Annotated in this window: 10 protein-coding genes; 7 read left to right on the forward strand and 3 right to left on the reverse strand. The window is 66.2% G+C overall.

What is annotated here, in order from left to right; all coding sequences use genetic code 11:
• Positions 1-218: 218 nt before the first annotated feature.
• The gene (locus tag J2R76_RS01095; RefSeq protein ID WP_253623661.1) at positions 219-1,247 is read right to left on the reverse strand and encodes an IS110 family transposase; all 1,029 of its coding nucleotides are present in this window, start codon (positions 1,245-1,247) and stop codon (positions 219-221) included.
• Positions 1,248-1,604: 357 nt separating this feature from the next.
• On the opposite strand from J2R76_RS01095, the gene J2R76_RS01100 reads away from it, so the two are divergent.
• Genes J2R76_RS01100 through J2R76_RS01110 form a run of 3 tightly spaced genes read left to right on the forward strand, consistent with a single transcriptional unit; the run spans position 1,605 to position 4,551 of the window.
• A complete protein-coding gene (locus J2R76_RS01100; protein WP_026193024.1) occupies positions 1,605-2,417 on the forward strand; it encodes a UDP-2,3-diacylglucosamine diphosphatase in 813 nt (270 codons plus the stop codon).
• Positions 2,414-3,505, forward strand: a complete 1,092-nt coding sequence (locus tag J2R76_RS01105; RefSeq protein ID WP_253623662.1) for a glycosyltransferase family 1 protein — start codon at positions 2,414-2,416, stop codon at positions 3,503-3,505. The genes J2R76_RS01100 and J2R76_RS01105 overlap by 4 nt, the downstream gene beginning before the upstream one ends.
• A gap of 56 nt (positions 3,506-3,561) precedes the next feature.
• Positions 3,562-4,551, forward strand: coding sequence for a threonine/serine dehydratase (locus J2R76_RS01110; protein ID WP_076825738.1), 990 nt, complete (start codon positions 3,562-3,564; stop codon positions 4,549-4,551).
• Positions 4,552-4,688: 137 nt separating this feature from the next.
• Here J2R76_RS01110 and J2R76_RS01115 read toward each other — a convergent pair whose 3' ends face one another.
• On the reverse strand, positions 4,689-5,987 hold the full coding sequence (locus J2R76_RS01115) for a hypothetical protein (RefSeq protein ID WP_253623663.1): 1,299 nt from the start codon (positions 5,985-5,987) through the stop codon (positions 4,689-4,691).
• Between the two features lie 75 nt (positions 5,988-6,062).
• Here J2R76_RS01115 and J2R76_RS01120 point away from each other — a divergent pair, with 75 nt between their 5' ends.
• Complete coding sequence (locus J2R76_RS01120; protein ID WP_253623664.1) at positions 6,063-7,235, forward strand: MFS transporter; 1,173 nt, start codon at positions 6,063-6,065, stop codon at positions 7,233-7,235.
• Here J2R76_RS01120 and dgcA read toward each other — a convergent pair.
• Positions 7,232-8,233 (reverse strand): N-acetyl-D-Glu racemase DgcA, encoded by a 1,002-nt coding sequence (gene dgcA / locus J2R76_RS01125; protein WP_253623665.1) that lies wholly within the window; start codon positions 8,231-8,233, stop codon positions 7,232-7,234. The genes J2R76_RS01120 and dgcA overlap by 4 nt on opposite strands.
• Positions 8,234-8,374: 141 nt before the next feature.
• Here dgcA and J2R76_RS01130 point away from each other — a divergent pair, with 141 nt between their 5' ends.
• The 3 genes from J2R76_RS01130 (at position 8,375) to J2R76_RS01140 (ending at position 11,270) form a co-directional block, all read left to right on the forward strand.
• Positions 8,375-9,508 carry an ABC transporter permease gene (locus tag J2R76_RS01130; RefSeq protein ID WP_253623666.1) on the forward strand — a complete coding sequence of 378 codons (1,134 nt, stop codon included), beginning with the start codon at positions 8,375-8,377 and terminating at the stop codon, positions 9,506-9,508.
• Between the two features lie 2 nt (positions 9,509-9,510).
• Complete coding sequence (locus tag J2R76_RS01135; RefSeq protein ID WP_028338275.1) at positions 9,511-10,281, forward strand: ABC transporter ATP-binding protein; 771 nt, start codon at positions 9,511-9,513, stop codon at positions 10,279-10,281.
• 119 nt (positions 10,282-10,400) lie between these two features.
• Positions 10,401-11,270 carry an MlaD family protein gene (locus J2R76_RS01140; RefSeq protein WP_028341638.1) on the forward strand — a complete coding sequence of 290 codons (870 nt, stop codon included), beginning with the start codon at positions 10,401-10,403 and terminating at the stop codon, positions 11,268-11,270.
• Positions 11,271-11,463: the final 193 nt, after the last annotated feature.

The following is an 11,463-nucleotide window of genomic DNA, read 5'->3' on the forward strand; positions in this document are numbered from 1 at the left end:
CGTCATCCACTCGCCGGGCACTTGCTTCTGTACGGGATCGGCGCGAAGGCCGTCGCCTGATGGGGTGCATTGAGGAGCCGGCCGGCCAATCTACGGATTGCGTGGTCGTGAGCCACTTCCCGGATGGCGGCCTGACCGGATCCATCGTCCCAGCGGAGGGACTTCGCTCGGGGAGAGCCTGGTGTCGTGGCCCGCCCGGAACCGATTGCTGCTCCTGGCTAGATGGCCTTGGTCATCGGGTTGAACGGTTTGGTGTCGGCGAGCATGCGATGCAGGATCACGGCGAGCTTGCGAGCCAGCGCTACCTTGGCCTTGCGCATGCCTGCGCGCCGGGCGATCCGCATCGCCCAGCTCTTCAATGCCGAGCAATTCTTGACCGGCTTGGTCAGCATGACGTGAGCTGCCTGGTAGAGTGCCTCGCGCACGGAGGCATCCCCGATCTTGCTGATGCGGCCGGTGTAGTCGGTCTCACCGGACTGGTACTTCTTCGGGGTGAGCCCAAAGTGGGCTCCCGTGGCCTTCGAGGAGCGGAAGCGCTTCGGGTCGTCGATCGCCGCGGCATAGGTGAGCGCCACGATCGGACCAACGGACGGCGTTGTCATCAGGAGCTTGGCGGATGGATGCGTCCTGGCGAGCTTCTGGGTGTGCTTGTCCAGGCTCTTGAACTCCCGCAGCAGCACCGCATGGGCTTGGAGCAGCGCCGCCGCGACCAACTCCAGTCCGGGATGGCCGGTCACGAACTCGCGGATGCGTCCGGCGAACGTGCGCTCGGTGGTCGCACCGACCTTCAGGCCAAAACCGCGAAGTATGCCGCGCAGGCTGTTCTCGACATCGCGAAGCTTGGATTGCAGCAGCTTGCGCGCCGTCAGGATGGCGCGGGTCTCCTGCGCCGCGACCGACTTGCAGTGCACCGGCCGGAACCAGCCGAGCCGCATCAACTGCGCGATCCGGCGGGCATCGTTGCGGTCCGTCTTCACCGGCATCGACTTGAAGGCTTCGCGAACGTGCCGCGTTTCCAGCAGCTCGACCGCAAGCCCTGCGTCTCGCAGACCCGCATACAGCCATTGCGACAAGGGGCCTGCCTCCAGCCCGATCCGTTCCAGTACCAGACCCAGCGACCGGAACCAGGCGATCAGCGCCGCCGGCTCGCTCGCAACCTTCGTCTCGCGCAAAATCTTGCCTGTCCCATCGACAAGGCAAACGCTCGAGCATTCCAAAGACACGTCAATTCCTGCATAGTGGTACATGGTCGTCCCTTAATGATGCTTGGAGCGGGCTTGCCCGACTCCGTTGAACACCATCAGTTTGAGGGACGACCGCCTTCCAACCAACAGGCCGCTCGCGAGCGCGCTTCCAAATTGCGCCGTAGCGAGCGGGCGGCCGGCCCGTTACCCCATCTACGCACCGCGCGTTGTTCCATCGCGCTGTGCAGGCAACACAACGCCTCTTCCCCACAGCCGCGACCGCCGATGTCGCCAGATTGTCGCACGCTGCTGTTATCCGCAGAGAAGCGGCGTACTGCTGATTCTCGTTAACTGTTTGTGGGGCCTTGGGTCGCGGGGATCGTCATCGCCTTGTCACAGGAATCTGTTAGGTGCACAGGCATGGGAAGTGACTCCTTGAGTGAAGAAAGTCCCGAGCGGCACTTTCGCACTTTGTTTATCTCCGATGTCCATCTCGGAGCCCGCGGTTCGCAAGCCGACCGCCTGCTCGACTTCCTCCGTTCTCACGATGCCGACACGATCTACCTCGTTGGTGATATCGTCGACGGCTGGGCGCTGAAGTCGAACTGGTACTGGCCGCAGACCCACAACGATTTCGTGCAGAAGATGCTGCGCAAGGCGCGCAAGGGCGCCAAGGTGATCTACGTCCCGGGCAACCACGACGAGTTCCTGCGCAAATATTACGGCACGCATTTCGGCGGCATCGACGTGGTGGAGAACACCGTTCACACCGGCGCTGACGGCAAGCGCTACCTCGTGATCCACGGCGACATTTTCGATCTCGTGGTGCAGAACGCGCGCTGGCTCGCCCATCTCGGCGACAAGGCCTACGATTTCGCGATCCAGATGAATCGCTTCGTCAACTTCTTCCGCAAGATGTTCGGCGTGCCGTACTGGTCGCTGTCGCAATGGGCCAAGCTGAAGGTCAAGAAGGCGGTGAACTATATCGGCGCGTTCGAGGCGACGCTCGCCGGCGAGGCGCGGCGCCACGGCTGCGACGGCGTGATCTGCGGCCACATCCACTACGCGACGATTCATGACGAGCACGGCATCCGCTACATGAATTGCGGCGACTGGGTGGAGAGCTGCACCGCGCTCGCCGAGCATGAGGACGGCCATTTCGAGATCATCACCTGGACCGACCCGGTGCGCCGGATCGCGCCGGTTCCGCGAGTGACGGCACGCGCTGCATGACGCATATCCTGGTCGCGACCGATGCGTGGCATCCCCAGGTCAACGGGGTTGTCCGCACGCTGACCATGATGGCACAGGCGGCGAAATCGCTCGGCGTCGAGGTGAGCTTCCTGACGCCGGACGAGTTCCGCACCATCGCGATGCCGAGCTATCGCGATCTCCGGCTGGCGCTGCCCTACCGGGCCAAGGTCGCAAGTCTGATCGAGGCGGCGAGGCCCGACAGCATCCATATCGCGACCGAGGGCCCGATCGGGCTTGCGGTGCGCCGCTATTGCCGCAAGCGCGGCCTGCCGTTCACGACGAGCTTCCATACCCGCTTCCCCGAATACGTCTCGGCGCGGACGCCTGTCCCGGAAGCCTGGGTGTGGCGCGCATTGCGCTGGTTCCACCGGCCGAGCCGGGCGGTGATGGCGGCGACCCCGGCGCTGGCGGCCGAGTTGCGTCAGCGCGGCTTCCGCAACGTGGTGCTGTGGTCGCGCGGCGTCGATACCTCACTGTTCCATCCGCGCGACGTCGATCTCTGCCTGCCGCAGCCGGTCCATCTCAGCGTCGGCCGGGTGGCGGTGGAGAAGAATCTCGCGGCCTTCCTCGATCTCGATCTGCCGGGAACCAAGGTCGTGGTCGGCGACGGCCCGGCGCGGGCGGCGCTGGAGCGGAAATATCCGGACGCCGTGTTCCTCGGTGCTCGTCATGGGGAAGAATTGGCTGAGATCTACGCCGCGGCCGATGTGTTCGTTTTCCCGAGCCGTACCGATACGTTCGGTCTAGTCTTGCTCGAGGCATTGGCGAGCGGTCTGCCGGTTGCCGCTTTTCCGGTCACCGGTCCCCGCGACGTGATCGGCGCGGCGCCGGTCGGCGTGCTCGACGAAGATCTGCGCCATGCCTGCCTGCAGGCGCTCAGCATCCCGCGGCAGGCCTGCGTCGACTTTGCCGCGCTCCACACCTGGCAGGCGTCGGCCCGGGTGTTCATCGATCGCTGCATGAACGTCCGCCCCGCGCCGCCGGACGGCGAGGGGGAGGCGTTCGAATTTGGTGCCGAAGAGCACCATTTCGCCGTCCTGCCGACACCTCAGCCAAACTCGCACTAGTTGGGTCACGCTAAAGCGTCTTGCCCGCCAGCCCGGCGCCGCGATACAAATCGCGAATGACGGACACCGTTCTCAATCCACCCGTCGCTGCCGCGGACATCGATGCCGCCGCGAGGGTGGTCGCGCCGTTCGCGGTGCGCACGCCGCTCCTGACCTTCCCCGTTCTCAACGAACGCGTCGGCAGCCAGGTCTTCCTCAAGCCCGAAATGCTGCAGCGGACCGGATCGTTCAAGTTTCGCGGCGCCTTCAACAAGCTCGCCTCGATCCCGCAGGACAAGCGGAGCGGCGGCGTCGTCGCGTTCTCCTCGGGCAACCACGCCCAGGGCGTCGCTGCGGCCGCCAAGATCCTCAACATGCAGGCGACCATCGTGATGCCTGCGGACTCGCCGATCACCAAGCGCGAGCGCACCAAATCCTATGGCGCCGAAGTCGTGCTCTACGACCGCGATCGCGACGACCGCGAGGCGATCGCCAACGGCATTGCCGGCAAGCGCGGCGCGACCTTGGTGCGCCCCTACGACGATCCCTTCGTGATCGCGGGCCAGGGCACCGCCGGCCGCGAGATCGCCGAGGACATGGCTGCGCTCGGACTTACGCCCGACATCGTGGTCGCGCCGGCTTCGGGTGGCGGATTGATCGCGGGTGTTGCGACCGCGGTGAAGGCGAAATATCCGCAGGCCCAGGTGATCGTCGCCGAGCCCGCGGGCTATGACGATCACGCCCTTTCGCTCAAGGTCGGCCATCGCGAGGCGCATGCGGTTGCGCCGCGCACCATCTGCGATGCGCTGATGGCGATGATGCCGGGCGAGCTGACCTTCGCCATCAACAGCAAGCTGCTCGCGAATGGCGTCAGCGCCTCCGACGACGAGGTCGGCGCCGCCGTCGCCTTTGCCTACCGCGAGCTCAAGCTCGTGGTCGAGCCCGGCGGCGCGGTCGGACTCGCGGCGCTGCTCGCCGGGCGGATCGATGCCAAGGGCAAGAACGTCGTCATCGTGCTGTCGGGCGGCAATGTCGACGCCGACCTGTTCGCGAAACTGGTTGCCTGACACCGGGTTAGGCACAGATGCTGCCGCGGTACATGAGCTGGCTCACGTTGCGCGTGCGGTCCATGGGACATGAATGCTTCGCGCCAGTCGTCGTGCGCGGGTCAAGCCCGGCAATGACAGGATATGAACAGTCGAGGCTACGAGAAGAACGCGATCTTCTCGGCCTGGCTCATGCGACGGATTGGCGCGAGCGGGTCGTTGGCCGCAACAGTCGGCCTTTTCAGCAGGCCGCTGGCGATGATGGTCGAGCCAAGTGAGATCTCCGCTGCGGGAGCAGGGGCAGGCTCAACGGCGGGCCGGAGAGGCGGCGGCATCACCAGAGTTTCGGCAATCGGCGCCACAGCCACCGGCGGCGGCTCGGTCTTGACTTCGGCCCTGACCTCGACCTTCGGCGCGGGCGCCGGTGCAGGCTCGGGCTGAATGGCCGGCGCAACCATTTCGGGCTCGGCGGCCATCGCCTCAGCGACGCGCATCTCCTCGGCGGCGCGCATTTCCTCCGCGATCGCCTCTTCGTCGATCGGATCGGGCGCGCCCATCTCCATCGCGATCAGGTCGAGCACCGCGTCGTCATGGGCGTCGGCCGCCGTTTCGTCGGTGACGCGGGCGAGTTCCGCGGCTTCGGCTTCGGCCAGCGCGGCTTCAGCCTTGAGCCAGGCTTCGCTCGGCTGTGGCGTGACGGCCGTAGCGGCCTCAGTGCCGGGCGCAGCGGCGGGAATCGCGGCTTCGACGATCCGCGCCGCAGCGGCCTCCTGAGGCGGCGCTGGCGGCGTAGCGGCCATATCGAGGGCTGCACCGTCGGCCACCGGTGGCGGCGCGGAGGCCGCCGCCGGCGGCTCCGCAACCGGCGCCTCGGCCACAGCAGGCTCGGCCGCAGGCGTCGCCGCCTTGTCCGGATCGAACTCGCTGAGGCGGCGGGCCAGCGCAGCGAAGCCGGCATCCAGCACAGCCTTGGCATCGTCGATCGAGACCTCGGCAGCACCGGCCTCGATCGCGCTGACCTGCGAATCGATGATGTCGCAGATCCGGCCGTCATTGCCGATCTCGCGCAGCCGCCAGGAGATCTCCCTGATCACCCGCACGCCCTTGCGCACCGGCGCGAGGCTCTGCTCGAAGCTGATGCCCTCGAGCGCGGCGATGGCTGAGGCCTGGGTAGCTTCGATTGCACCGCGCAGGGCGGCCAGCGCCTGCGCCAGTTGCTCGTCCCTGATCGCCGCGGCGGCGGCTTGCCGCTGCGCGCTGAGGCTTTCCTCGATCCGCGCCACGGCATCGAGCACCATGCGGGTATCGGCATTGCGGTTGCGCTTGGCGTATTCGCCGAGGAACCAGCGGCCCCGCGAGGTCTCCATGAAGGCCGCGCTGATCGCGGCATAGTCCTCCTCGCTCGGCAGGGCCGCGCGGGCGGATATCGGCGACAGGGCGAATGCTTCTTCGGCCATCACAATCTCTCCGCGCAAATCACTGCGCGTTACGCTAACGATCACCACGATATCGCGCGAATCGCAATTGAATTGATGTCTTCCGAATCACAAATCCCCATTGCAGCAAAGGTTGCATCGCGGCGATTCGCGCGCAGCCTTGCGGCATTCTATGCCACGCTGTTCGGCATGACCGGAGTTCACCTGCCGTTTTTCACGGTGTGGCTGAAGGCGGTCGGCATCGACGCCACCTGGATCGGCATCATCACCGCGGTGCCGCCGGTGACGCGCTTCACCGTGCTGCCGCTGGTCACTGCGGCGGCGGAGCGGCGCCAGATGCTGCGCGGGGCGATCATCGCCACCGGATTCGCCACGGCGTTCGGTTTTTCCGTGATCGGCACCCAGCACCAGCCGTTCGTGCTGCTGGCGATCTATGCGCTGACCTGCTGCGTCTGGACGCCAATGGTGCCGCTCACAGACGCCTATGCGCTGCGCGGCGTCAGGCAATTCGGCCTCAGCTACGGACCGCTGCGGCTCTGGGGCTCGGCCGCCTTCGCGGTCAGCGCGCTGCTGAGCGGCTTCCTGCTCCGCTATGTCGCGGAGGTCGACCTGATCTGGATCATCACGGCCGTGACGGTGCTCGGCGCGCTGGTCGGGTTGACGCTGCGGCCGCTGGGCCGCCCGGTGGCAGCCGCCACACCTGCGGCCGGCGCGCCAAAACTGCTGCGCAATCCCACCTTCCTCGCCATCATCGTCTCCTCGGCGCTGATCCAGGGCAGCCACGGCGCCTATTATATCTTCGCATCGATTGCCTGGCAGCAGGCCGGCTTCAGCGGCCTGACGATCGCTTGTCTCTGGGTGCTCGGCGTGATCGCCGAGATCGTGCTGTTTGCGGCCTCGCCGCGCTTCATGCTGCCGTCGGCTGTGCTGGTGATGATCGCGGCCGCCAGTGCCGCGGCGCGCTGGGCGATCACCGCGCAGGACCCGCCGCTTGCGGTGCTTGCAATTGTGCAGCTCGGACATGGACTGAGCTTCGGCCTGACCCAGGTCGGCATCATGGGCCTGATGGTGCATCACGTGCCGGTTCACGTGATGGCGCGCGCGCAGGGCTATCTCACCGCCTGCGGCGGCATTGTCGCGAGCACCACGGCGATCGTCAGCGGCATGGTCTATGCGCGCTTCGGGCTCGGCGTCTACGACATGATGGCCGCAATGGCGGCCACGGGCGGGCTCGTGATGTGGCTGGCGCGTAAGCGTCTCACCGATTAGCCCCAGAGCGCGGCGTCGGGCGGATAGACCAGGCTGCCCTCGTAGCGCAGGCCGTGGTCGCGGTCCTTCGCCAGCAGCAGCGGACCGTCGAGATCGACGAAGCGCGCGGCTTGCGCGATCAGCATCGCCGGCGCCATCGCGAGCGAGGTCGCGACCATGCAGCCGACCATGATCTCGAAGCCGAGCGCACGGGCGGCGTCCGCCATCGCCAGCGCTTCGGTCAATCCGCCGGTCTTGTCGAGCTTGATGTTGACGGCGTCATAGCGGCCGCGCAGGCCGGCAAGCGAGCCGCGGTCGTGTACGCTCTCGTCGGCGCAGACCGCAACCGGCCGCCTGATCCGCGCCAGCGCCTCGTCCTTGCCCGCCGGCAGCGGCTGCTCGATCAGGGTGACGCCGGCATCGGCGCAGGCCGCGAGATTGGCGGCGAGGTTGTCCTCGGTCCAGGCTTCGTTGGCGTCGACGATCAGCTCGGATCCAGGCGCGGCCTTGCGCACGGCGGCGATCCGCGCGCCGTCGCCTTCGCCGCCAAGCTTGATCTTGAGCAACCGACGATGCGCGGCCTTCGCGGTGGCCTCCGCCATCGCCTCTGGCGTCCCGAGCGAGATCGTATAGGCGGTGGTGCGCGGCTCCGGCGCGGGCCGGCCGAGCAGGTTCCAGATCCGCCTGCCGGCACGTTTGGCCTCAAGGTCCGCCAGCGCGCAATCCAGCGCATTGCGGGCGGCGCCGGCAGCCATCCTGGCCTGCAAGGCGATCCGGTCCATGCCATTGGCGAGCGGCGCCTGCAGGGCCTGGATCGCCTGCAGCGTCGCCTCGGGCGTTTCGCCATAGCGTGGATAGGGTACGCATTCGCCGCGGCCGGTGAGGCCGCCCTGGCTTACCTCGGCGACCACGACGACGGCCTCGGTCTTGGCGCCGCGGCTGATCGTGAAGGTCCCCGCGATCGGCCAACGCTCGATCCGACCGGTCAGGGAAATCGCTCCGGGAGGGGTGGAAGTCATTTTAAAGTCTACTATTTCCTGAACCGTAGCTTGCGACGCGCAACCAACTATGGCTGTTTAGCGACAGATTCGACAAGCCGATCCGGCAGCGCCGGAGATCAGCGTTAGCGGCAGCCAGCCGGCTTGAGGGGTAGGCAAAAGGTGAGCGGCGACCCGACACTGGAGCGGATAGCCCAAGGCGAAGGACTGGCGTTGTGCGCGGCGGGCGACTGGACGGCCCGCTTTGCACCTGCGCTCGAGCGGATCGTCTCCGACGCGGAGAAGCTGCGCGGCAGCCGGCCGCACATCTTCATCGACGTGTCGCAGGTCGCGAACCTCGACACCTTCGGCGCCTGGCTGATCGAGCGGCTGCGCCGCAGCCTCAGCGACGCCACCGCCGAAGCCGAGATCGCGGGCCTCTCCGCCAATTACTCCAGCCTGGTCGACGAGGTCCGCCGCGTCGGCCCCGCGCCCAGGGTCGTCAGCGACCCGTTGTCGATATCGGGCATGCTCGAGCAGATCGGGCGCACCGTGGCCGGGATCGGCGGCACCATCATCGGTCTCGTCGACATGCTCGGCGCGGTGCTGGCGGCCGCCGGGAAGGTGCTGATCCATCCGCGCAGCTTCCGCCTGACCTCGACGGTGCATCACCTCGAGCAGGTGTGCTGGCGCGCGGTGCCGATCGTGGTGCTGATCACCTTCCTGATCGGCTGCATCATCTCGCAGCAGGGCATCTTCCATTTCCGCAGGTTCGGCGCCGACATCTTCGTCGTCGACATGCTGGGTGTCTTGGTGCTGCGCGAGATCGGCGTGCTGCTGGTCGCGATCATGGTCGCGGGCCGCTCCGGCTCGGCCTATACCGCCGAGCTCGGCTCGATGAAGATGCGCGAGGAGATCGACGCGCTGCGCACCATGGGCTTCGATCCGATCGAGGTCTTGATCCTGCCGCGCATGCTGGCGCTGGTGCTGGCGCTGCCGATCCTGGCCTTCCTCGGCGCGATGGCCGCGCTCTATGGCGGCGGCCTGGTGGCCTGGCTCTATGGCGGCGTCGATCCGGAGGCCTTCCTGCTCCGCCTTCGTGATGCCATATCGATCGACCATTTCATCGTCGGCATGGTCAAGGCGCCGGTCATGGCGGCGGTGATCGGTATCGTCGCCTGCGTCGAAGGCCTGGCGGTACAGGGTTCGGCGGAGTCGCTCGGACAGCACACCACCGCATCGGTGGTGAAAGGAATCTTCTTCGTGATCGTGATGGACGGCGTGTTCGCGATCTTCTTCGCCTCGATCGGGATGTGATCATGGCGGAAGAGGACAACGACGCCATCATCCGGGTCCGCGACATCACGGTTCAATTCGGCAACACGCGGGTGCTCGACGGCCTCAACCTCGACGTCAGGCGCGGCGAGATCCTCGGCTTCGTCGGGCCCTCGGGCGCCGGCAAGTCGGTGCTGACGCGCACCATCATCGGGCTCGTGCCGAAGGTCGCCGGCCGGATCGAAGTGTTCGGTGTCGATCTCGACGCCGCGAGCACCTCGCAGCGCCGTGCCGTCGAGCGGCGCTGGGGTATCCTGTTCCAGCAGGGCGCGCTGTTCTCCTCGCTCACGGTGCGCCAGAACATCCAGTTTCCGGCGCGCGAGTACCTGCGCGTCTCGCAGCGGCTGCTCGACGAGATCATGGTGGCGAAACTCGTGATGGTCGGGCTGAAGCCGGAAGTCGCCGATCGTTATCCGTCGGAATTGTCGGGCGGCATGATCAAGCGCGTCGCGCTGGCGCGCGCACTCGCGCTCGATCCCGAGCTCGTGTTTCTCGACGAGCCGACCTCGGGTCTCGATCCGATCGGCGCCGGCGAGTTTGACGAGCTGGTGCGCACCCTGCAACGCACTTTGGGGCTGACCGTTTTCATGGTAACCCACGATCTCGACAGTCTTTACACCGCGTGCGACCGTATCGCCGTTTTAGGGAACGGTAAGATCATTGCTGCAGGATCGATCGCCGACATGAAGGCGTCGCAGCATCCATGGCTGCAGCAATATTTCAACGGCAAGCGCGCCCGTGCCGTTGTGGCCTAGCCCATGATCCCGAAACCTGGAGCCGATTTTCGGACGAGATCATGCGCCAACAGGGAATTCGATGGGCTCGAGCACAGCTGGCTGCGCGAGGGCCCGAGAGTGATTAACGCGAGCAATTGATGGAAACGCGGGCGAACTACGTCTTGATCGGGGCTTTCACGCTGGCGGTGATCGCCGCCGCGTTCGGTTTCGTGCTGTGGTTCCAGAGCCTGCACACGACCAAGCAGCGCAGCCCCTTGCGGGTGATCTTCGAAGGTCCGGCGTCAGGCCTGCGCAACGGCGGCAATGTCAATTTTAACGGTATTCGGATAGGGGAAGTGGTCTCGGTGAAGCTCGACAACCCGCGACGCGTGGTTGCGCTGGCGATGATCGAGAACAACGCACCGCTCCGCAAGGACACCCTGGTCGGTCTCGAGTTCCAGGGCCTCACCGGCGTCGCCGCGATTTCGCTCAAGGGCGGCGAGGAGGCCGCCCCGCCGGTGCCGCTGGACGAGGATGGCATCCCGGTTCTGACCGCCGACCCGAATGCGCTGCAGGACGTCACCGAGGCGATCCGCGCCACCCTGCAAAACGTCAACCGCATCGTCGCCGACAATCAGCAGTCGGTGAAGAATTCACTGAAGAATCTCGAGGTCTTCACCCAGGCCTTAGCGCGCAATTCCGAGAAGATCGACAACGTCATGCTCAAGGTCGACGGCGTGATGGGCAAGGCCGACAGCCTGATGCTTGGCCTCAATGCGATCGCGGGCGGCAACAATGGCAGCGAGCTGAACCTGATGGTGAAGTCGATCCGCGAACTCGCCGAGGATCTCGACAAGCGATCCAATCTCCTGATCAACGACGGCCGCAGGACGCTGTCCGACATCAGCCGCGCCGTGAACAATTTCGACCGCAACCCGAGCCGGGTGATCTTCGGCGGCAGCAACAACGCCGCACCCGAGCCCGCGCCGGCTCCGGCGACCGCGCCCGGGCCGCGGCGGCGGCAATAAAGGGCGAATGGCGAACAGGTTCGCTGCCCTCTGGTCGCACAGTCATTCCGGGGCGGTCCGTAGGACCGAACCCGGAATCTCGAGATTCCGGGCTCGATGCTTCGCATCGCCCCGGAATGACCCTGTCGAGTCTTCGTCGACGCGAATTTTCCAATCCCACCCAAAACAAAACGGAGGCCGTGAGGCCTCCGTT

It is taken from the genome of Bradyrhizobium sp. USDA 4532 (genome assembly GCF_024171315.1).
GTDB classification, from domain to species: Bacteria; Pseudomonadota; Alphaproteobacteria; order Rhizobiales; family Xanthobacteraceae; genus Bradyrhizobium; species Bradyrhizobium australafricanum.